We start from the raw sequence: 19,607 nt of genomic DNA, 5'->3' as shown, positions 1-19,607 counted from the left end.
TTTGCCTGCGCGCGTGTCGCCGTGCATAATGAACTCAGTTTAAAAATTTGGGGTTTGATTATGCTTGACCGGGACGGCTTTCGGCCCAACGTCGGCATCATCCTGCTCAACCAGAAGAACCAGGTGTTCTGGGGCAAGCGCATACGCACCCACAGCTGGCAGTTTCCGCAGGGGGGCATCGACCGGGGCGAAACTCCGGAGCAGGCGATGTACCGCGAACTGCATGAAGAAGTGGGCTTGCAGCCCGAGCATGTGCGCATCATCGCCCGTACCCGGGACTGGTTGCGCTATGAGGTGCCTGACCGGTACATCCGCCGGGATGCGCGCGGCCACTACAAGGGCCAGAAACAGATCTGGTACCTGCTGCAGCTCATGGGCCAGGACTGGAACCTGAACCTGCGCGCGACCAACCACCCTGAGTTCGATGCTTGGCGCTGGAATGATTACTGGGTGCCGCTGGACGTGGTGGTGGAGTTCAAGCGTGGCGTCTACGAAATGGCGTTGACCGAACTGGCTCGCTTTCTTCCGCGCCACGACCATCGCAACCGCTACCTGCGCAGCGGCATGCGCGGGCGCGACCACGACAACGATGGCACGGATCCGGCGCCGGGCGCCGGGTTCGAGTTGCCGCCGGGCGCTACCTTCGAGCCCGACCCACAGTCCGGCCTGAAACCGCCGCAAGAAGACAAACATGCGCCTTGAATCCATCGCTGCTGCACTGGCCTTCGTGGCTTGCGCCGCCCATGCCCAACTCGGGGCAGAGAACCCCGATTGGAGGGAAGCCGAAGCTCCGCCGCCGCCGGCGCTCAAACTCGATGGCCTGATCCCGCTGGAGGTCCCGGGCTCGACCCTGCGCTTTGGCGTAGCACCGGGCTCCGTCGCCGTGGGCAGCGATGGGATCGTGCGATATGTGGTGGTGGCATCCAGCACCACCGGCACCGTGAATGCGATCTACGAAGGCATTCGCTGCAGCAGCGGCGAATACAAGGTGTACGCCCGCCACAACCCCGACAGCGGATGGACGCCCACCAAGGACGCCGCCTGGCGCTCGCTGCACGAGCCGATGTCGCGCCACAGCCTGCTCATTGCCCGTACCGGGGCCTGCATGGGGCATGGAGCCAACGGTTCCGCTGCGAGGATAGTGCAGGACCTGCGATCTTCCATCGACAGCCGGTTCAGCAACGAAACCCGCCGCTAGCGGGTGACCACCAGGTTTGTGCGGTGGATCATCTCGGGTTCTGCCACATAACCCAGCAGCCGCTCGATCTCGCTTGAGGGCTTGCGGCACAAGAGCCGTGCCTCGGCGCTGGCATAGTTGGCCAGCCCGCGCGCAATCTCGGTGCCGGCAGGGTCACGCACGGCAATCACGTCTCCGCGCGAAAACTCGCCTTCGACGGTGATCATGCCGATCGGCAGCAGGCTCTTGCCTTCCGCCCGAACCTTCGCCACGGCGCCCTCGTCCACCGTCACCGCGCCGCGCAACTGCAGGTGATCCGCGATCCAGCGCTTTCGGGCCTGGCTCTTCTGGGTCTGCGCCACGAGCAAGGTTCCGATGGCTTCGCCGCGGGACAGCCGCAGCAGGCAATCGGGTTCGCGGCCCCAGGCGATCACGGTGGACGCGCCCGACCCCGCGGCGCGCTTGGCCGCCAGGATCTTGGTGATCATGCCGCCCCTGCCCAGGCTGGAGCCGGCGCCGCCGGCCATGGCCTCGAGCGCGGCATCGCCCGCGCGCGCCTCATTGATGAACGTGGCGGCCGGGTCCTTGCGCGGGTCCGCGCTGTACAGGCCCTTCTGGTCCGTCAGGATGACCAGCGCATCGGCCTCGACGAGGTTGGCCACGAGGGCGCCCAGCGTGTCGTTGTCGCCGAACTTGATTTCATCGTTGACCACCGTGTCGTTCTCGTTGATCACGGGGACGACCTTGAGCTGCAGCAGCGTGAGCAGCGTGGAGCGCGCGTTAAGGTAGCGCTCGCGGTCGGCCAGGTCGGCGTGCGTCAGCAATACCTGCGCCGAACCCATGCCGTTCTCGCGCAGCTTGGTTTCGTACATCTGGGCCAGGCCCATCTGTCCCACCGCCGCTGCCGCCTGGAGTTCATTGATTTCGTGCGGGCGCGTCACCCAGCCCAGGCGCTTCATGCCCTCGGCGATAGCGCCGCTGGACACCATGATCACTTCGCGCCCGTCCTTGGCCAATGCCGCCAGTTGCCGGCACCATTCGCCGATGGCGGTTTCGTCCAGGCCCCTGCCCTCGTTGGTCACCAGGCTGGAGCCCACCTTGACCACGATGCGGCGGGCATCGCGCAGCACGCTGGCGCCGGTTTTCATTCGGCGGGATCCCCGGCAAAGCGCGGATCGACATACACCGCGGGCTGCTCGGCCACCTGCTGCGATTTGATGTGGCGGTAGGCCGCCTTCACCAGCGCCTCGCAGCCCTCATGCGTGAGCGCGGATATCTCGAACACCGGCCCCTTGTGCTTGAAGCGCTTGACGAAGTCCTTGACCTTGGCCTCGCGCTCGTCCGCATCGACCATGTCCAGCTTGTTCAGCACCAGCCAGCGCGGCTTTTCGTAGAGCGCCGGGTCGTACTTCTTCAGCTCGCCGACGATGGCCTTGGCCTGCGCAACGGGGTCGGCGCCGTCGAAAGGCGCGAGATCCACGACATGCAGCAACAGCCGCGTGCGCTGCAGGTGCCGCAGGAACTGATGCCCCAGGCCCGCGCCTTCGGAGGCGCCCTCGATCAAGCCCGGCAGGTCGGCCACGACGAAGCTCTGTTCGGGGCCGACGCGGACCACGCCCAGGTTGGGGTGCAGCGTGGTGAACGGATAGTCGGCAATCCGCGGGCGCGCGTTGGAAATTGCGGAAATCAGCGTCGACTTGCCGGCGTTGGGCATGCCCAGCAGGCCGACGTCCGCCAGTACCTTGAGTTCCAGCTTGAGGTTCTTTTTCTCGCCGGGCCAGCCCGGCGTCTTCTGCCGCGGCGCCCGGTTGATCGCGCTCTTGAAGCGCATGTTGCCGAAGCCGCCGTCGCCGCCCTTGGCGATGGTGATCACCTCTCCGGGCTTGAGCAGTTCGTAGAGAACTTCGCCGGTTTCCGCGTCGCTGATGATGGTGCCGACAGGCATCTTGAGCACGATGTCGTCGCCGGCCGCGCCGAACATGTCGGAACCCATCCCATGCTCGCCCTTCCTGGCTTCGTGGCGGCGCGAGAAGCGGTAATCCACCAGCGTGTTGAGGTTGGAATCGGCCACCGCGAAGACGTGGCCCCCTCGGCCGCCGTCGCCGCCGTTCGGGCCGCCGAATTCCTTGTACTTCTCGTGGCGGAACGAGACGCAGCCGTTCCCACCGTCGCCCGCGGCGATGTCGATAAAGGCTTCGTCAACGAATTTCATGGCTTGCTCAGTATAAAAAACAAAGCCCCGACGAGTCGGGGCTTCGATGGGAAATCGAAGTGATCGATTACGCCGGGAGCACGCTCACGGTTTGCTTGTTCATCGAGCCCTTGATCGCGAACGACACGTGGCCGTCCACCAGGGCAAACAGGGTGTGGTCCTTGCCCAAGCCGACGTTGGTGCCGGGATGGAACTTGGTGCCGCGCTGGCGCACGATGATGGAACCGGCGCTGATGAGTTCACCGCCGAAAGCCTTCACGCCGAGCATCTTGGGCTGGGAATCCCGCCCGTTTCGCGTAGAGCCGCCGCCTTTTTTCTGTGCCATTTCAACTGCTCCTGCTTAGCCTGCAATCGCGCCGATTTGCAGTTCGGTGAACTGCTGGCGATGGCCCTGGCGCTTTTGATAGTGCTTGCGACGGCGCATCTTGAAGATGCGAACCTTGTCGTGCTTGCCGTGAGCCACCACAGTGGCAACCACAGTTGCGCCGGACACCAGGGGAGTGCCGATCTTGATCTCGCTGCCGTTTCCGACTGCCAAAACCTGATCGATCACGATTTCCTGGCCTACGTCCGCAGCAATCTGTTCTACTTTAATTTTTTCGCCGGAAGCAACGCGATACTGCTTGCCGCCGGTTTTTATGACCGCGTACATGTTGACCTCTTGAAATTGAGAGCTCTCCGGACGGATTTCCGCAGAGCCCAACACTATAGCATAGTTTGTGTTTACTCCCCGGGCCCGCGGGGGCTGCGCCAGGCGGGTAATGCCTGGTTTCTATAATCGGCCAACTCTTCCACTTCCGCCTTGACTGCTTCCTCCACCAGCACCGCCTCCGTGCTTTCTCTCGTCGCCGACGACATGCGCGAGGTCGACGCCGTGATCGCGCGCCGGCTCGACTCGGGCGTGCCCCTGGTCGGCCAGGTCTCGCGTTACATCATTTCCGCCGGCGGCAAGCGCCTGCGGCCAGCCCTCTTGTTACTGGTTTGCGGTGCGCTCGACTACCGCGGCCCCCAGCGCTTCAACCTGGCCGCGGTGGTGGAATTCATACACACTGCGACTTTGTTACACGACGACGTGGTGGACGAATCGACCTTGCGGCGCGGCCGGGCGACCGCCAACGAGAGCTTCGGCAATCCCGCCAGCGTGCTGGTCGGCGACTTCCTGTATTCCCGCGCGTTCCAGATGATGCTGGACGCCGGCCAGATGCGCGTCATGGAAATCCTGGCCGACGCGACCAACGTGATCGCCGAAGGCGAAGTGCTGCAGCTGATGAACATGCACGACGCGTCGCTGGACGAGGCGGGCTACCTGCGCGTGATCCGCTCCAAGACCGCGAAGCTGTTCGAAGCCAGCGCGCGCCTGGGTGCGGTGCTGGCGGGCGCCGGCACCGAAATGGAGCAGGCCTGCGCCAGCTACGGCCAGGCCCTGGGCACGGCCTTCCAGGTCATCGACGACGTGCTGGACTACGACGGCAACGCGGGCGAGATGGGAAAGAATCTGGGCGACGATCTGCGCGAGGGGAAAGCCACCTTGCCGCTGATCGCCGCCATGCAACGGGGCAACACCGAGCAGCGCGACATCATCCGCAGCGCCGTGGAAACCGGCGCGGTGAGCGAGCTGGATCGCATCGTGGCGATCGTGAAGGAAACCGGGGCGCTACAGGTCACTCGCGATGCCGCGGCGGCGGAGGCCCAGCGCGCCGTCGATGCGGCGAGCCGCCTCCCCGTCAATGCCTACAGCCAGGGTTTGCTACAATTGGCGGCTCAACTGCTTGCGCGCCGCAACTGATTACTCAGGTGAGCGGCGCGTGTCAGACGGGGTGTAGCTTAGCCTGGTAGAGCGCTACGTTCGGGACGTAGAGGCCGGAGGTTCGAATCCTCTCACCCCGACCAGTATTTGTCGTTGATTCCATTGGCAGGCATCCTCGGCGAACTGAAGCCCTTCCTTGAAGTCCGGCGTGCGTCGACTATTCTTCGCTGCTAATGGAAAGGAGCGAACAATGAACAACAACCACGCTCTCTGGACTGCTGCGACCGCGCTGGTCCTGGCGCTGGTGGCCGGCTGCGCCTCGGCGCCTCGCGTCGATCGCTACGTGGCGCCACCTGTCGGCGCCACCTGGATTACCCAGCAGCAGGACAGCGGCAGTTACGGCAATGGCCGCTTCGATGTGCCCGGCCGCCGTGCGCAGCGCATCTGGGAGGGCCGGGAGATGATCGCGTTCGAAGGGCCGCAAACGACGCTGCTGGCAATGCCCAATGGCAACTGGGTCACCGTGCTCGGCAGGGATGGCAAGCCGGCGTTAAGCTGGGACCCGCCGCTCTCCTGGGACTGGCCGCTGGAAGTCGGCAAGTCCTGGACGCGTCAGTACAAGGTTAAGGTCCACCCGCAGAATCAGGAAACGGCCTTTGAGGCGCGGCAGACCGTCGAGGCGCACGAAGAGGTCACGGTGCCGGCCGGCACGTTCAAGGTCTTTCGCGTGCGCACAAGTGACACCCTTGGCAACGAGAACCTGCAGTGGTTCAGTCCCGAGCACGGCATATTCGTGAAACAGGCGCTGCAGCGCACTGACAAGCATGTGCAGGGCCCGGGACGGCGCGACAGCGAGCTCAAGACCTTCAGCGCGCCGGCGCGCTAGCTCGCGTAGCGTCCTGGGCCTGCTTCATCGAACCGATCGTCCTCAGCGCCGCCGGCCGGATGCAGCGATAGTGTGGCTGCTAGTTCAACCTCAAATTGAGAACGAACCGGCTGCCAACCGTGGATGTCGTTGACCTTCGGTGCGCGTCCCTTTGTCGTCCCGCGTAGAGTGATCGGCGGCACAGGTAAACCCTCAAGTCCCGCAGGGGGTACCGCTTGTTACAATGGCAGCCTCTGCTACACAGACCAGCCGCTCAGGCTGCATGGCAAGGTTGAGTTCCCAGGGGAGGCGCTACGTTCGGGACGTAGAGGCCGGAGGTTCGAATCCTCTCACCCCGACCAGTATTTTCCCGCGTGACTTCGTACCAACTGCCTCCCTCACGTTACCACTGGAAATATTTACACCAGCTGGGCAATGAGCGATGATCGGTGAACCCCTCTTTACAAAAGGAAGGGCTTAGTTTCCACCGAGTACAAATTCGCCCATGGCTGCTGTCGATCCCTCTGTTCTAGAAGCCCCGTCCATGGCCCTCCCGGGCCTGGCCAAGGCGCTGATTTCAGCCGGCAAGCTCGGGCAGAAGTCGGCAGAGGAACTCTCCCGGAAGGCCCAGGCCAACCGAACCAGCTTCATCGCCGAACTCACGGGGTCGGGCGCGGTGTCCGCGTCGGATCTGGCCCACACCATGTCGGCCGCGTTCGGCGCGCCCCTCCTGGACCTGGAAGCCATCGACCTGCAGCGGCTGCCCAAGAGCCTGCTCGACCCCAAGATCTGCCAGGCCTTCCGCGTGGTGGTGCTGAGCAAGCGCAACAACCGCCTGATCGTTGCCACCGCCGACCCGTCGGACCAGCAGGCGGCCGAAAAGATCAAGTTCGCGACCCAGATGGGCGTGGACTGGATCATTGCCGAATACGACAAGCTCACCAAGATGGTGGAAGCCGGGACTGCCAGCGCCACCGAGGCGATGGACAGCATCATCGGCGACGATTTCGAGTTCGACGAATCCACCATGGAGGCGTCGACGACCGAGGACGCCGACGCTGCCACATCGGAAGTCGAGGACGCGCCTGTCGTCAAGTTCCTGCACAAAATGCTGCTGGATGCTTTCAGCATGCGGGCCTCCGACCTGCACTTCGAGCCCTACGAGACTACCTATCGCGTGCGTTTTCGCGTCGACGGCGAACTGCGGGAGATCGCCTCGCCGCCCATAGCCATCAAGGACAAGCTGGCTTCGCGCATCAAGGTCATCTCGCGCATGGACATCTCGGAGAAGCGCGTCCCCCAGGACGGCAAGATGAAGCTCAAGATCGGTCCCGATCGCGTCATCGATTTCCGGGTCTCCACCCTGCCCACGCTGTTCGGCGAAAAGATCGTGATCCGTATCCTGGATCCCAGCAGCGCGCGCCTGGGCGTGGACGCGCTGGGCTATGAGCCCGAGGAAAAACAGCGCCTGCTGGACGCCGTGAGCAGGCCTTATGGCATGGTGCTGGTGACCGGGCCCACCGGCTCGGGCAAGACGGTTTCGCTCTACACCTGCCTGAACATACTGAACAAGCCGGGCGTCAACATTTCCACCGCCGAAGACCCGTCCGAAATCAATATGCCTGGCGTCAACCAGGTCAACGTCAACGACAAGGCCGGCCTGACGTTCGCCGCCGCGCTCAAGTCCTTCCTGCGCCAGGACCCGGACGTGATCATGGTCGGCGAAATCCGCGACCTGGAAACCGCCGACATCGCGATCAAGGCCGCACAGACCGGCCACCTGGTGCTGTCCACCTTGCACACCAATGACGCGCCTACCACCCTCACCCGGATGCGAAACATGGGCATTGCGCCCTTCAACATCGCTTCCAGCGTCATCCTGATCACGGCGCAGCGGCTGGCGCGGCGCCTCTGCCCCACCTGCAAGGCCCCGGCCGACATCCCTCACGAAACCTTGCTCGACGCGGGCTTCAAGGAAGAGGACGTCGACGGGACCTGGACGCCCTATCGCCCGGTCGGGTGCTCAGCCTGCAACAACGGCTACAAGGGCCGGGTCGGCATCTACCAGGTGATGCCCATCACCGAAGACATCCAACGCATCATCCTGGCCGACGGCAGCTCGCTGGAGATCGCCAAGCAGGCCGAGAGCGAAGGGGTTAAGAGCCTGCGCCAATCGGGCCTGAACAAGGTCAGGTTGGGGGTCACCTCGCTCGAAGAGGTGCTGGGCTGCACCAACTTATAAGATTTAGAGGAGTACGCGCATGGCCACGGCTGCAACCAAAGTTACCGAGTTTGTTTTCGAATGGGAGGGGCGCGACCGCAACGGAAAGCAGGTTCGCGGTGAGACCCGTGCCGCCGGCGAAAACCAGGTCCAGGCCGCGCTGCGCCGCCAGGGCGTTTCGCCCACCAAGGTCAAGAAGCGCCGCATGCGTTCAGGCGCCGCGATCAAGCCCAAGGACATCGCGATCTTCACGCGCCAGCTCGCCACCATGATGAAAGCCGGCGTGCCCCTGCTGCAGTCTTTCGACATCGTGGGCCGCGGCAACGCCAACGCCAGCGTCACCAAGCTGCTCAACGACGTGCGCAGCGACGTGGAAACCGGCACCTCGCTGTCGGCCGCGTTCCGCAAGTACCCGCTGTACTTCGACAACCTCTACTGCAACCTGGTGGAAGCCGGCGAGGCGGCGGGTATCCTGGAGGCGTTGCTGGATCGCCTGGCGATCTACATGGAAAAAACCGAGGCGATCAAGTCCAAGATCAAGTCGGCGCTGATGTACCCGATTTCGGTGGTGGTCGTTGCCTTCGTCGTGGTTGCCGTGATCATGATCTTCGTGATCCCTGCCTTCAAGGAAGTGTTCAGCTCCTTCGGCGCCGATTTGCCGGCCCCTACCCTGTTCGTGATCGCGATCAGTGAGGTGTTCGTCAAATACTGGTGGCTGATCTTCGGCACGATCGGCGGCGGGTTCTACTTCTTCATGCAGGCGTGGAAGCGCAGCGAAAAGGTCCAGATGTTCATGGACCGGATCATGCTCAAGGTGCCGGTGTTCGGTGCGCTGGTCTACAAGTCGGTGATCGCCCGCTGGACCCGCACGCTGTCGACCATGTTCGCGGCAGGCGTGCCGCTGGTCGAGGCCCTCGACTCCGTGGGTGGCGCATCCGGCAACTCCGTGTACGCCATGGCGACCGAGAAGATCCAGATGGAAGTATCCACCGGCACGAGCCTGACGGCGGCCATGACCAATGCCAACGTATTTCCCACGATGGTGCTGCAGATGTGCGCGATCGGCGAGGAGTCCGGCGCGCTCGACCACATGCTGGGCAAGGCAGCCGACTTCTACGAAGCCGAGGTCGACGACATGGTGGCGGGCTTGTCCAGCCTGATGGAGCCGATCATCATCGTGTTCCTGGGGGGCCTGATCGGCGGCATCGTCGTGTCCATGTATCTCCCCATCTTCAAGCTCGGCCAGGTCGTCTGATGTTGGTTTCGCCCGCGATCGATGCCGGCCTCGCCGGAGTTCTCGGGCTGCTCGTGGGCAGCTTCCTCAATGTGGTCATCTATCGCCTGCCGCAGATGCTGGAGCGCGAGTGGGCGGCCGAGTGCGCGGAACTGAATGGCACGCCGGCTGCGGAAACGGAAGAATTCAACCTGGTGCGGCCGCGTTCGCGTTGCCGGCAGTGCGGCCACGTCATCCGCTGGTATGAAAACGTGCCGATCCTGAGCTACCTGGTGCTGCGCGGCAAATGCTCGGCCTGCGGCACCTCCATCGGCCTGCGCTACCCGCTGGTGGAACTGGTCACGGGCGTCCTCTTCTTTCTTTGCGTGCAGCACTGGGGCGCCACGCCCGCAGGCGCGGCCTGGTGCGCCTTCTCGGCAGCCATCGTCGCGCTCGCCATGATCGACTGGGATACCACGCTGCTGCCGGACGACATCACCCTGCCCTTGTTGTGGGCCGGGCTGATCGCTGCAGCCCTCCGGTGGACCGCGGTTCCGCTGGCCGACGCCCTTTGGGGCGCGGTAGCGGGCTACGCGTCGCTCTGGGTGATCTACAAGGTTTTCAAGCTGCTGACCGGCAAGGAAGGCATGGGCTACGGCGACTTCAAGCTGTTCGCCGCGCTCGGCGCCTGGTTCGGCTGGCAGGCCCTGGTGCCCATCATCCTGATGGCCTCGGTCATCGGCGCCGTGGTCGGCATTGCGATGAAGTTTTCCAGCGGCTTGCGTGAAGGCGGCTACGTGCCCTTCGGCCCGTTCCTGGCCGGCGCCGGCCTGACGGCCATGATCTTCGGGCCTTCATCGATCCTGAGCGCCATAGGACTCTAGCGATGGCAATACGGGTCGGCCTCACGGGCGGCATCGGCAGCGGCAAGAGCACCGTGCTGCAGATGCTGGCGGAGCTCGGCGCGGCCGTGATCGACGCCGATGCCATCTCCCGCAGCACTACGGCGGCGGGCGGGGCGGCCATCGCGGCCATCTCGGAGCGGTTCGGAGCCGACTTCATCACCCTCGAAGGGGCGCTGGACCGCGCCCGCATGCGCGAGCATGCCTATGGCGACCCGCAGTCGCGCAAGCATCTCGAAGACATCATTCATCCGCTGGTGGGCCAGGAAAGTGCCCGCCAGGTGCAAGCGGCGCTGGATGCGGGCGTGCATTGCATCGTTTTCGACATCCCGCTACTGGTCGAGTCCGGCCGCTGGCGGGCCCAGGTCGACCGTGTGCTCGTGGTCGACTGCTCGCCCCAGACCCAGGTGGACCGCGTGGTGTCCCGCAGCGGCTTGAAGCCCGAAGAGGTCCGCGCGATCATGGCCGCGCAGGCGAGCCGTAGCCAGCGGCTGGCCGCCGCCGACATCGTGATCTGCAACGAGGGCCTCACGCTGGAGCAGCTGCGTGACAAGGTGGTACAGGTGGGTCGCCGCTTGGGGCTATGATTGGTCGCTTTGCGCAAGAGTCCATCTAGCAAGAGCCCACCCAGCGTGATCCTGTACGAATATCCTTTCAACGAACGCATCCGCACCTACCTGCGACTGGAGCACCTGTTCCGCCGCCTCGGCGAGCTGGTTCCGCGCTCCCATCCCATCGACCATCACTACGCCTTGGCCACGATCTTCGAGGTCATGGACGTCGGGGCGCGCGCCGACCTGAAGTCCGACGTGATGAAGGACCTGGAAAAGCAGAAGCAGGCCCTCAACAGCTATCGCGGCAATCCCGCCATTGCCGAAGGCGTGCTGGACGATATCGTCGGCAAGCTGGATCGCTACTTCGCCACGCTCAACAACCTGCCGGGCAAGGTCGGGCAATCGCTGACGGAGAACGACTGGCTCATGAGCATTCGCAGTCGCATCAGCATTCCTGGCGGCACCTGCGAGTTCGACCTGCCGGGCTACTACGCCTGGCAGCACCGCGATGCCCGGGCGCGCCAAGCCGACCTGGAACGCTGGGCCTCGACGCTGGCGCCCCTGGCCGAGTCCGTCCACATGCTGCTCAAACTCTTGCGCGACTCGGGTACGCCGCAGAAGGTCATGGCGAGCCATGGGCAGTTGCAGCAAAATCTGCCTCAGGGCCGCACTTTTCAGTTGCTGCGCCTGCGCCTGGATCCCGCGCTGGGGCTGGTCCCCGAAATCAGCGGAAACCGCCTCATGGTTTCCGTGCGGCTGATGCGGCAGGAGGCCCCTGATCGCCTTCAGGCCAGCAACGACAGCGCGCAGTTCGAACTGACTCTTTGTTCCTGAGGTTGCGATGGCAAAGCCGCAAGAGCCCGCCGTGAAGCCGCGCCTGGTGCGCTGCCCCGCCTGCGGCGGGGACAGCGTCTACGCGCCTTCCAATCCATACCGCCCCTTCTGTTCGGAGCGGTGCAAGAACATGGACCTGGGCGCTTGGGCCAGCGAGGATTTTCGCGTCCCAGCCGAAACGCCGACCAAGGAGGAGTAGCCCTTCAGGGTATTTCGGCGAGGTGGGTCGCGCCCGCGAACCCGCGCTCCTGGGCGAACCAGTCCAGCACGGGCACCGTGCCGGGCAGCACGGGCTGCACCTGCACCGGCAGCGTCTGCCACGCAAAGGCCTGGCCTTCGTGCATGTGCAGCTCCCCCCGCCAATCGAACACCTTGCAGAAGTTCAGGCGCACCAGCGCGTGCGGATAGTCCACGCGCTCCACTCGCCAAGGATGGACTTCGCCGATGGCCACGCCAATTTCCTCGGCCAGTTCGCGGCGCAGCGCCTGCTCGACCGTTTCACCCGGTTCGACCTTGCCGCCGGGGAACTCCCAATAGCCTTCGTAGACCTTGCCGGGCGGACGGGAGGTCAGCAGGAACGCGCCGTCCGGGCGGACGAGCACGCCCACTGCCACTTCGACCTCCTTGCGATCCGGTCCGCCTTCGCGCGGCCGATCGCCGTGCGCAACCAGCGGGGTCTTGGTCATGCCGCGTGCTGGCCGGCGTAGTCGCGGGCGAACTGGTAGGCGACGCGGCCGCTGCGGGATCCGCGCTCCAGGGCCCAGACCAGGGCCTCAGGCCGGGCCGCCTCGATGGCCTGCGCACTCACGCCGAACCAGGACAGCCATTGGGCGGCAATGGCGAGGTATTCATCCTGGCTGAACGGATAGAAGCTCACCCACAAGCCGAAACGCTCGGACAGGGAGATCTTCTCTTCGACGACCTCGCCGGGATGCACTTCGCCGTCCTCCGTGTGCTTGTAGCTCAGGTTTTCCGTCATGTACTCGGGTAGCAGGTGCCGGCGGTTGCTGGTGGCGTAAATCAGCACATTGGCCGTCCCGGCCGAGACCGAACCGTCGAGGATGGACTTCAGCGCCTTGTAGCCCGGCTCGCCCTCCTCGAAACTCAGGTCGTCGCAATACACGATGAATTTTTCGGGCCGTGCCGCCACCACATCGATCAGGTCGGGCAGGTCCACCAAGTCGACCTTGTCCACCTCGATCAGGCGAAGGCCCTGGCCGGAGTATTCGTTGAGGCAGGCTTTGATCAACGAGGATTTGCCGGTGCCGCGCGCGCCTGTCAACAGAACGTTATTGGCCGGCTGGCCCTGGACGAACTGCAGGGTGTTGCGCCGGATCTTTTCCTTTTGCGGCTCGATTTCCTTGAGGTCGTCCAACCGGATCTCGGCCACATGGCGAACCGGCTCCAGGACGCCGTGGCCTGAAGAGCGTTTGCGATAGCGCCATGCAATGGATGCGCTCCAGTCCGGCGCAGATAGCGGCTGGGGCAATATGGATTCGATGCGCGTGAGCAGTTGCCCGGCACGCTCGATCAGCTGCTCGAATTTTTCGTTCATGAACGGTAGTCGGCGTTGATGGTGACGTAGTCGTGGCTGAAATCGCAGGTCCACACGGTGTCGGCCTGCGTGCCGCGGCCCAATCCGACCCGCACGGTGATTTCGCTTTGTTTCATCACGCGCTGGCCGTCTTCCTCTCGGTAGGCCGGATTGCGGCCGCCGTTGACGGCGACATGCACGTCATCCAGGTAGAGATCGATCTTGGTCTGATCGAGGTCGTCGATGCCGGCATAGCCCACCGCCGCCAGAATGCGGCCCAGGTTGGGATCGCTGGCGAAGAACGCGGTCTTGACCAGGGGCGAATGCGCAATCGCATAGGCCACCTTGCGGCATTCCTCGCTGGTCTTTCCGCCCTCGACCCGCACGGTGATGAACTTGGTCGCGCCTTCGCCGTCGCGCACGATGGCCTGGGCCAGCTGCCGCGCGACGTCGAGCATCCCTGCCTTCAGCGCCTTCCCGGCGGGGCTGTCCAGCGAGGTGACGACTGGATGCGCGGCCTGGTTGGTCGCGATGACCACGAACGAGTCGTTGGTCGAAGTGTCGCCGTCCACCGTCACGCGGTTGAACGAGCCTTCGGCGAGGTCCAGCGCCAGCTGCTGCATCAGCGACTGGTCGATCCGTGCGTCGGTCGCCATGAACCCCAGCATGGTTGCCATGTTGGGACGGATCATCCCCGCGCCTTTGCTGATTCCCGTGATCGTCACCTCGACGCCGTCGATTTTCAGGCGCCGGCTGAAGGCCTTGGGCACCGTATCGGTGGTCATGATGCCCTCGGCGGCGCGCAACCAGTTGTCCGGCCCGGCGTCCGCCAGCGCAGCGGGCAAACCGGCCTCGATGCGATCCACAGGCAGCGGCTCCATGATCACTCCCGTGGAAAACGGCAGTATCTGCTCGGGCGCCAATTCCAGCTTGCGGGCCAGGGCGATGCAGGTCGAGCGGGCGCGCACGAGGCCATCCTGGCCAGTGCCGGCGTTGGCGTTGCCCGTGTTGATCACCATGGCGCGGATGTCGCCACGCGCCAGGTGATCGCGGCACACCTGCACAGGGGCCGCGCAGAAGCGGTTCTGGGTGAATACGCCCGCGACGGACGCGCCCGGGTCGATCAGGACGACCGTCAGGTCGCGCCGGTTGGCTTTGCGGATGCCGGCCTCGGCGACTCCGATGCGCAGGCCCGGGACGGGATGCAGGTCGCCCGGCCGGGGCGCGGTCAGATTGACAGCCATGTTGCTCTTGTTGTGTTTGTGGTTGAAAGAAAACGAAAGAGGACGGCTTCAGCCCTGGCGCCAGGGCAAGCCGCGCAAGCGCCAGCCGCCGCGCTTTCCGCGCTGGCCGTTCTCGTCGGGGTCGCCCTCGAAGCCTTCGAGAACGTTGTAGGCCTCGATACCCAGCTCGGTGGCCCGCTTGGCGGCCGCAATCGAGCGCACGCCGCTGCGGCACATGAAGACGGCCTTTTTGCCTGGTGGGACCGCGGCCTTGAGGCTTTCGTCGAACTCTTCGTTCAGGGCCATGCCGGGCCACTTCTTCCAGGGCAGGGGCACGGCCCCGGGCACGAAGCCGACCCACTCACGCTCGGCGTCGGTGCGCACGTCCACCAGGATCGCGTCGCCCTTTTGCCACCATTCGCAGGCCAGCTGCGGCTCGACGTCGCCGGCATAGCCCGCTGTGTTCCGGGGCGCGGCTGGTCCCCCGCCCGCGTCGTGGCGCAGGCCGGAGTGCCGGTTGGCGGGGACGGCCTCGTCCAGGCGCTTGGGTTTGGGCAGGTGCAGCTCGTTCATGATGGACGTGAATTCTGCCAGCGTCTTGCCGGCCACCCGGGCGTTGCCGGCTTTCTCGGCGCCTATCGTGGAATGGCTGCGCCCGTTGTAATCGTGTGCGGGCCAGACCACGGTCTCGTCATCCAGGCGAAAAAGGATCTCCGTCAGGCTGCGGTACAAGGCCGCCGCGCTCCCCGATTGGAAGTCCGTGCGCCCGCAGCCATTGATGAGCAGGGTGTCGCCGGTGAAGACATTCCCGCGCCACAGGTAGCACATGCTGCCGGCGGTGTGGCCAGGCGTATGCAGCGCCTTGAGCTCCTCGCCGCCGAAACGCAGGACATCACCGTTCTTGAGCTGTACCGCCGCCGTACCGATGCCGCAGCCCTCGGGCGCGGCCGTCCGGGCTCCGGCATGTTCGGCCAGGAGCGCGGCGCTGGTGATGTGGTCGGCATGGGTATGAGTCTCCACGGACCACACCAGGCGCAACCCGTGCTCGCCCAGTGCCGCCATGTCGCGTTCCAGCTGCTCGTCGACCGGGTCGATGATCACTGCTTCGCGGGTATCGGGATCGAATATCAGATAGGTGTAGGTGCTGGATGCCGGGTCGAATAGCTGGATCGGTTGCATGACAGCGCTCCTTCCTCGAGGACATAGACATAAGTACCAAAGCACCGCAGCCCGCCTGACGGCACCCTGACCGCTCGGTGAAAACCCTGTTTCACATCTTGATGTCGGAAGCCAAAGATAGCTTGCTAACTATGGAATTCAACCACAGGAGACAAGCTATGACCGAGCCCAAAACCCCCCGCCGCCGCACCCTGCTCAAGGGCGCCGCCGTCGCCGCAGGCGCGATGTCGGCCCCGATGGTCGCCGTGGCGCAGACCACATCCTTCCGCTTCCAGAGCACCTGGCCGTCCAAGGACATCTTCCACGAATACGCGAACGACTTTGCCAAGAAGGTCAACGACATGGCCGGCGGACGGCTGAAGATCGAAGTACTGCCGTCGGGTGCGGTGGTGCCGGCGTTCCAGCTCCTGGAAGCCGTCAACAAGGGCACGCTGGACGGCGGCCATGGCGTGGTGGCCTACCACTACGGCAAGAACTCGGCCCTGGCGCTTTGGGGATCGGGGCCGGCTTTTGGCATGGATCCCAATATGGTGCTCTCGTGGCACTACTACGGCGGCGGCAAGGCGCTGCTGGAGGAGATCTACAAGGCCATCAACATGGACGTGGTCTCGTACCTGTACGGACCGATGCCTACCCAGCCGCTGGGCTGGTTCAAGAAGCCGGTGTCCAACGTCGCGCAACTCAAGGGCCTGAAGTTTCGCACGGTGGGCCTCTCGGTCGACATCTTCAACGAGCTCGGCGCCGCGGTGAACCCGCTTCCTGGCGGCGAGATCGTGCCGGCGCTGGACCGCGGATTGATCGACGCGGCGGAGTTCAACAACGCATCGTCCGACCGGGTCTTGGGCTTCGCCGACGTCGCCAAGAACTGCATGCTGCAGAGCTTCCACCAGTCGGGCGAGCAGTTCGAAATCCTGCTCAACAAGACCAAATACAACGCCCTGTCGGCCGAACTGAAAGCCATCATCGACTACGCCGTGCAGGCCGCCAGCGCGGACATGAGCTGGAAGGCGATCGACCGCAACTCCAAGGACTACATCGAGCTCAAGACCAAGGACAAGGTCAACTTCTACAAGACGCCCGACGCCATCCTGAAAGCGCAGCTGGACGCCTGGGACAAGGTGATCGCCAAGAAGACCGCCGAGAACCCGCACTTCAAGAAAGTGCTCGATTCCCAGCGCGTATTCGCCGAGCGCGCCGGCCAATGGCAAAACGACTACATGGTTGACTTCAAGATGGCGTACAACCGCTATTTCAGCAAGGTCAAAAAGGCCTGACCCGCCCGTTTCCTGAAGGGGGCGGCCAGCTGAAGGCCGCCCCTTTTTTTGGTTGAAAGAACAATATGCAAAAACTATTGCTGGGCGTCGACCGGCTGTCCACGTGGCTGGGACAGCTTTTCGCGTGGGCCATCGTGTTCCTTACGGTGATGATCTCCTGGGAGGTCTTCTCGCGCTATGTCCTGGGCAATCCCCATGGATGGATGCTGGACGCGCAGATCATGCTGTACGGCGTGCTGTTCATGATGGCAGGCGCGTACACACTGGCCAAGAACGGCCACGTGCGTGGTGACGTGCTGTACGGGTTCTTCCGTCCGCGCACGCAGGCCACGCTGGACCTGATCCTCTATATCCTGTTTTTCCTGCCCGGCGTGATTGCCATGACCTGGGCCGGCTGGACCTACTTCACCGACTCGCTGGCGATCCGTGAACAGACGTTCAACGCCGACCCGATCCCGGTCTATCCCTTCAAGTTCTTCATCCCGTTTGCAGCTGCCATCCTACTGCTGCAAGGCCTGGTGGAGATCGCGCGCTGCGTCATCTGTATCCGCACCGGCGCCTGGCCCTCGCGCGAACAGGACGTCGAGGAAGTCGACGTCGACAAGCTCAAGGCCATGGTGCATGTCAAGGACGAGGACATCAAGGCCTTGGACAAATTGGTGGCCAAGGACGGGGGCAGGCCATGAAGGTTCGCAAGGAACTCTGGTTCGGCTTCTCCCTGATGGGAGTGATCGTCCTGGCGGCGCTCTACATGCTGATCACCGTCCCCAAGATCGAAAGCGGCCACGTGGGCCTGCTGATGCTCTCGCTCGTCGTGGTCGCCATCATGCTGGGCTTTCCCACGGCGTTCACGCTCATGGGCATGGGCATGATCTTCACGTGGCTTGCCTATAACCGGGACATCAAGCACACGCTGGACCTGATGGTGCAGGCGGCGTTCAAGGTGATGGGCAACGACGTCCTTATCTCCATTCCGCTGTTCGTCTTCATGGGCTACCTGGTCGAGCGCGCCAACCTGATCGAAAAGCTGTTTCGCAGCCTGCACCTGGCTTTGGTGAGGCTGCCGGGCGCGCTGGCCGTGGCCACCCTGGTGACCTGCGCCGTGTTCGCCACCGCCACGGGCATCGTCGGCGCGGTGGTGACGCTCATGGGGCTGCTGGCATTCCCGGCGATGCTGCGGGCCGGCTACAGCGTGCAACTCTCGGCCGGCGCCATCACCGCGGGCGGCTGCCTGGGCATCCTGATCCCGCCGTCGGTGCTGCTGATCGTGTACGGCGCGACCGCCGGCGTCTCGGTGGTCCAGCTGTATGCAGGGGCGTTCTTCCCCGGGCTGATGCTGGCCGGGCTGTATATCGTGTACGTCATCGTTCTCGCCAAACTCAAGCCGGCGCTGGCCCCGCCTCTGTCGATGGCTGACCGCTACGTGCCACTGCCGCCCTTGTCCGAGAAGATCGCGCCCTCGCATAACGCCCGCGTCGTGCCCGCACTGGTGGGCGCGCTGAAGGGCTCGCGCAACCAGGATGTGCCCACGGCCTACATCCTCAAGCAGTTGTTCATCGCCTTGCTGCCGGCATTGCTGTTCGTGGTCGTCGCGCTGTGGAGCTACCAGGCCTTGACACACCCTGTGGCCGAAGAAGTATCGACCATGACGCGCATCGGCGATACAGCGGCGCCTGCGGAGCGGCAGGAAGGAGGCCTCGCCGAGCCGCCTTCCGAAGGCCTGAAGGAGCCGCCGGCGGACGAAAGCGTCAAGGAGCCCCCCGCTGAAGGCGTGAAGGAGCCGCCAGGCGCAGACGGCGTGAAGGAACCTCCGGGCGCCGCCCCGGCTGCCACGACGCCAGGTGCGGCGACGGACGGCACCGTGCCCGCCCCACGCAGTTACTGGATCAGCCTGGGCGTGGGTGCCGCGGCGCTGGTCGCCTTCTACGCGCTGCTGAGCTTCACCCGGCTGGAAATCTTCAAGATGCTGTTGACCAGCTTCTTCCCACTGCTCATCCTGATCCTGGCAGTGCTGGGCTCCATCGTGATGGGCCTGGCCACCCCCACCGAGGCAGCCGCAGTGGGCGCGTTGGGCGGGTTCCTGCTGGCGGTGGCCTATCGGCAGCTGACCTTCGCCGTGGTCAAGGAAAGCGTCTTCCTCACCGCCAAGACCTCGGCAATGGTGTGCTGGCTGTTCGTCGGTTCGGCCATTTTCTCGGCCGCGTTCGCCTTGCTGGGCGGCCAGGAACTGGTGGAGCGCTGGGTGCTGTCGATGGACTTGTCCAAGACCCAGTTCCTGCTGCTCTCACAAGTGATCATCTTCGTGCTGGGCTGGCCGCTGGAATGGACCGAGATCATCGTGATCTTCATGCCGATCTTCATACCGCTGCTGGACAACTTTGGGGTCGACCCGCTGTTCTTCGGACTGCTGGTCGCCCTGAATCTGCAGACGGCGTTCCTGTCGCCGCCGGTGGCGATGGCGGCTTTCTACCTGAAAGGAGTGAGCCCGCCGCACGTGTCGCTGAACCAGATTTTCATGGGGATGCTGCCGTTCATGGGAATCCAGGTCGTCGCCATCTTCCTGCTGTACATGTTCCCCGAGATCGGACTGTGGCTGCCGCAACTGCTCTACAGCCGGGGCTGAACGTCAGTTGACGTTTACGTAAACGTCAAGTAAGGTAGCGGGCCTGGAG

21 protein-coding genes and 1 tRNA gene are annotated in these 19,607 nt (G+C 64.2%); 14 read left to right on the top strand and 8 right to left on the bottom strand.

Annotation, left to right across the window (positions count from 1 at the left end; genetic code table 11):
- The first annotated feature begins 60 nt into the window (after window positions 1–60).
- Together HNE04_RS10940 and HNE04_RS10935 are read left to right on the top strand one after the other, a co-directional pair.
- Entirely contained in the window at window positions 61–702 is a 642-nt protein-coding gene (locus tag HNE04_RS10940; RefSeq protein ID WP_172219115.1) for an RNA pyrophosphohydrolase, read from the top strand.
- A complete protein-coding gene (locus HNE04_RS10935; RefSeq protein ID WP_172218731.1) occupies window positions 692–1,198 on the top strand; it encodes a CNP1-like family protein in 507 nt (168 codons plus the stop codon). The genes HNE04_RS10940 and HNE04_RS10935 overlap by 11 nt, the downstream gene beginning before the upstream one ends.
- On the opposite strand, the gene proB is transcribed toward HNE04_RS10935, so the two are convergent.
- The 4 genes from proB to rplU form a co-directional block, all read right to left on the bottom strand.
- Window positions 1,195–2,325 (bottom strand): glutamate 5-kinase, encoded by a 1,131-nt coding sequence (proB, locus tag HNE04_RS10930; protein ID WP_172218729.1) that lies wholly within the window; start codon window positions 2,323–2,325, stop codon window positions 1,195–1,197. The genes HNE04_RS10935 and proB overlap by 4 nt on opposite strands.
- A complete protein-coding gene (cgtA, locus tag HNE04_RS10925; protein ID WP_172218727.1) occupies window positions 2,322–3,389 on the bottom strand; it encodes an Obg family GTPase CgtA in 1,068 nt (355 codons plus the stop codon). Before cgtA ends, proB begins: the two co-directional genes overlap by 4 nt.
- Window positions 3,390–3,456: 67 nt before the next feature.
- The gene (gene rpmA / locus HNE04_RS10920; protein ID WP_172218725.1) at window positions 3,457–3,714 is read right to left on the bottom strand and encodes a 50S ribosomal protein L27; all 258 of its coding nucleotides are present in this window, start codon (window positions 3,712–3,714) and stop codon (window positions 3,457–3,459) included.
- 15 nt (window positions 3,715–3,729) lie between these two features.
- On the bottom strand, window positions 3,730–4,041 hold the full coding sequence (gene rplU / locus HNE04_RS10915) for a 50S ribosomal protein L21 (protein ID WP_172218723.1): 312 nt from the start codon (window positions 4,039–4,041) through the stop codon (window positions 3,730–3,732).
- 150 nt (window positions 4,042–4,191) lie between these two features.
- Between rplU and HNE04_RS10910 the strand changes: the two genes are divergently transcribed.
- The 9 genes from HNE04_RS10910 (at window position 4,192) to HNE04_RS10870 (ending at window position 11,924) form a co-directional block, all read left to right on the top strand.
- Window positions 4,192–5,175 carry a polyprenyl synthetase family protein gene (locus tag HNE04_RS10910; protein WP_235964928.1) on the top strand — a complete coding sequence of 328 codons (984 nt, stop codon included), beginning with the start codon at window positions 4,192–4,194 and terminating at the stop codon, window positions 5,173–5,175.
- 27 nt (window positions 5,176–5,202) lie between these two features.
- A tRNA-Pro gene (locus HNE04_RS10905) sits at window positions 5,203–5,279 on the top strand.
- A gap of 107 nt (window positions 5,280–5,386) precedes the next feature.
- Window positions 5,387–6,022: a hypothetical protein gene (locus HNE04_RS10900; RefSeq protein ID WP_172218721.1), complete on the top strand. Its 636-nt coding sequence runs from the start codon at window positions 5,387–5,389 to the stop codon at window positions 6,020–6,022.
- A gap of 484 nt (window positions 6,023–6,506) precedes the next feature.
- Window positions 6,507–8,243 carry a type IV-A pilus assembly ATPase PilB gene (gene pilB / locus HNE04_RS10895; RefSeq protein ID WP_172218719.1) on the top strand — a complete coding sequence of 579 codons (1,737 nt, stop codon included), beginning with the start codon at window positions 6,507–6,509 and terminating at the stop codon, window positions 8,241–8,243.
- A gap of 19 nt (window positions 8,244–8,262) precedes the next feature.
- The gene (locus HNE04_RS10890) at window positions 8,263–9,477 is read left to right on the top strand and encodes a type II secretion system F family protein (protein WP_172218717.1); all 1,215 of its coding nucleotides are present in this window, start codon (window positions 8,263–8,265) and stop codon (window positions 9,475–9,477) included.
- Entirely contained in the window at window positions 9,477–10,319 is an 843-nt protein-coding gene (locus HNE04_RS10885; RefSeq protein WP_172218715.1) for a prepilin peptidase, read from the top strand. The genes HNE04_RS10890 and HNE04_RS10885 overlap by 1 nt, the downstream gene beginning before the upstream one ends.
- A 2-nt stretch (window positions 10,320–10,321) precedes the next feature.
- Complete coding sequence (gene coaE / locus HNE04_RS10880; protein ID WP_172218714.1) at window positions 10,322–10,924, top strand: dephospho-CoA kinase; 603 nt, start codon at window positions 10,322–10,324, stop codon at window positions 10,922–10,924.
- A gap of 45 nt (window positions 10,925–10,969) precedes the next feature.
- Window positions 10,970–11,725 (top strand): cell division protein ZapD, encoded by a 756-nt coding sequence (zapD, locus tag HNE04_RS10875; protein ID WP_172218713.1) that lies wholly within the window; start codon window positions 10,970–10,972, stop codon window positions 11,723–11,725.
- 7 nt (window positions 11,726–11,732) lie between these two features.
- Complete coding sequence (locus HNE04_RS10870; RefSeq protein WP_172218712.1) at window positions 11,733–11,924, top strand: DNA gyrase inhibitor YacG; 192 nt, start codon at window positions 11,733–11,735, stop codon at window positions 11,922–11,924.
- A 4-nt stretch (window positions 11,925–11,928) separates the two neighbouring features.
- On the opposite strand, the gene HNE04_RS10865 is transcribed toward HNE04_RS10870, so the two are convergent.
- The 4 genes from HNE04_RS10865 to HNE04_RS28395 are packed head-to-tail and all read right to left on the bottom strand — an operon-like array spanning window position 11,929 to window position 15,661.
- Window positions 11,929–12,411, bottom strand: coding sequence for an NUDIX domain-containing protein (locus HNE04_RS10865; RefSeq protein ID WP_172218711.1), 483 nt, complete (start codon window positions 12,409–12,411; stop codon window positions 11,929–11,931).
- Window positions 12,408–13,280 carry an ATP-binding protein gene (locus HNE04_RS10860; protein WP_172218710.1) on the bottom strand — a complete coding sequence of 291 codons (873 nt, stop codon included), beginning with the start codon at window positions 13,278–13,280 and terminating at the stop codon, window positions 12,408–12,410. Before HNE04_RS10860 ends, HNE04_RS10865 begins: the two co-directional genes overlap by 4 nt.
- Window positions 13,277–14,503 (bottom strand): bifunctional glutamate N-acetyltransferase/amino-acid acetyltransferase ArgJ, encoded by a 1,227-nt coding sequence (argJ, locus tag HNE04_RS10855; protein WP_172218709.1) that lies wholly within the window; start codon window positions 14,501–14,503, stop codon window positions 13,277–13,279. Before argJ ends, HNE04_RS10860 begins: the two co-directional genes overlap by 4 nt.
- A 48-nt stretch (window positions 14,504–14,551) precedes the next feature.
- Window positions 14,552–15,661, bottom strand: coding sequence for an MBL fold metallo-hydrolase (locus HNE04_RS28395; RefSeq protein WP_172218708.1), 1,110 nt, complete (start codon window positions 15,659–15,661; stop codon window positions 14,552–14,554).
- Window positions 15,662–15,819: 158 nt separating this feature from the next.
- On the opposite strand from HNE04_RS28395, the gene HNE04_RS10845 reads away from it, so the two are divergent.
- The 3 genes from HNE04_RS10845 to HNE04_RS10835 all read left to right on the top strand — a co-directional run bounded on the left by HNE04_RS10845 (window position 15,820) and on the right by HNE04_RS10835 (window position 19,558).
- Window positions 15,820–16,935, top strand: a complete 1,116-nt coding sequence (locus tag HNE04_RS10845; RefSeq protein WP_172218707.1) for a TRAP transporter substrate-binding protein — start codon at window positions 15,820–15,822, stop codon at window positions 16,933–16,935.
- Window positions 16,936–17,000: 65 nt separating this feature from the next.
- The gene (locus HNE04_RS10840; protein WP_172218705.1) at window positions 17,001–17,621 is read left to right on the top strand and encodes a TRAP transporter small permease subunit; all 621 of its coding nucleotides are present in this window, start codon (window positions 17,001–17,003) and stop codon (window positions 17,619–17,621) included.
- A complete protein-coding gene (locus HNE04_RS10835) occupies window positions 17,618–19,558 on the top strand; it encodes a TRAP transporter large permease (protein ID WP_172218703.1) in 1,941 nt (646 codons plus the stop codon). The genes HNE04_RS10840 and HNE04_RS10835 overlap by 4 nt, the downstream gene beginning before the upstream one ends.
- The last annotated feature ends 49 nt before the right edge of the window (window positions 19,559–19,607 follow it).

Origin of the sequence: Caenimonas soli, from assembly GCF_013155545.1 — a bacterium.
GTDB classification, from domain to species: Bacteria; Pseudomonadota; Gammaproteobacteria; order Burkholderiales; family Burkholderiaceae_C; genus Ramlibacter; species Ramlibacter soli.
The sequence above is the reverse complement of the archived record's forward strand: the minus strand, read 5'-3'. Positions and strand labels throughout refer to the sequence as shown.

What these genes read in the sequence shown, in the direction of transcription:
- HNE04_RS10940 (WP_172219115.1), top strand. Translation starts at nt 61, where the DNA reads ATGCTTGACCGGGACGGCTTTCGGCCCAACGTCGGCATCATCCTGCTC.
- HNE04_RS10935 (WP_172218731.1), top strand. Translation starts at nt 692, where the DNA reads ATGCGCCTTGAATCCATCGCTGCTGCACTGGCCTTCGTGGCTTGCGCC.
- proB (WP_172218729.1), bottom strand. Translation starts at nt 2,325, where the DNA reads ATGAAAACCGGCGCCAGCGTGCTGCGCGATGCCCGCCGCATCGTGGTC.
- cgtA (WP_172218727.1), bottom strand. Translation starts at nt 3,389, where the DNA reads ATGAAATTCGTTGACGAAGCCTTTATCGACATCGCCGCGGGCGACGGT.
- rpmA (WP_172218725.1), bottom strand. Translation starts at nt 3,714, where the DNA reads ATGGCACAGAAAAAAGGCGGCGGCTCTACGCGAAACGGGCGGGATTCC.
- rplU (WP_172218723.1), bottom strand. Translation starts at nt 4,041, where the DNA reads ATGTACGCGGTCATAAAAACCGGCGGCAAGCAGTATCGCGTTGCTTCC.
- HNE04_RS10900 (WP_172218721.1), top strand. Translation starts at nt 5,387, where the DNA reads ATGAACAACAACCACGCTCTCTGGACTGCTGCGACCGCGCTGGTCCTG.
- pilB (WP_172218719.1), top strand. Translation starts at nt 6,507, where the DNA reads ATGGCTGCTGTCGATCCCTCTGTTCTAGAAGCCCCGTCCATGGCCCTC.
- HNE04_RS10890 (WP_172218717.1), top strand. Translation starts at nt 8,263, where the DNA reads ATGGCCACGGCTGCAACCAAAGTTACCGAGTTTGTTTTCGAATGGGAG.
- HNE04_RS10885 (WP_172218715.1), top strand. Translation starts at nt 9,477, where the DNA reads ATGTTGGTTTCGCCCGCGATCGATGCCGGCCTCGCCGGAGTTCTCGGG.
- coaE (WP_172218714.1), top strand. Translation starts at nt 10,322, where the DNA reads ATGGCAATACGGGTCGGCCTCACGGGCGGCATCGGCAGCGGCAAGAGC.
- HNE04_RS10870 (WP_172218712.1), top strand. Translation starts at nt 11,733, where the DNA reads ATGGCAAAGCCGCAAGAGCCCGCCGTGAAGCCGCGCCTGGTGCGCTGC.
- HNE04_RS10865 (WP_172218711.1), bottom strand. Translation starts at nt 12,411, where the DNA reads ATGACCAAGACCCCGCTGGTTGCGCACGGCGATCGGCCGCGCGAAGGC.
- HNE04_RS10860 (WP_172218710.1), bottom strand. Translation starts at nt 13,280, where the DNA reads ATGAACGAAAAATTCGAGCAGCTGATCGAGCGTGCCGGGCAACTGCTC.
- argJ (WP_172218709.1), bottom strand. Translation starts at nt 14,503, where the DNA reads ATGGCTGTCAATCTGACCGCGCCCCGGCCGGGCGACCTGCATCCCGTC.
- HNE04_RS28395 (WP_172218708.1), bottom strand. Translation starts at nt 15,661, where the DNA reads ATGCAACCGATCCAGCTATTCGACCCGGCATCCAGCACCTACACCTAT.
- HNE04_RS10845 (WP_172218707.1), top strand. Translation starts at nt 15,820, where the DNA reads ATGACCGAGCCCAAAACCCCCCGCCGCCGCACCCTGCTCAAGGGCGCC.
- HNE04_RS10840 (WP_172218705.1), top strand. Translation starts at nt 17,001, where the DNA reads ATGCAAAAACTATTGCTGGGCGTCGACCGGCTGTCCACGTGGCTGGGA.
- HNE04_RS10835 (WP_172218703.1), top strand. Translation starts at nt 17,618, where the DNA reads ATGAAGGTTCGCAAGGAACTCTGGTTCGGCTTCTCCCTGATGGGAGTG.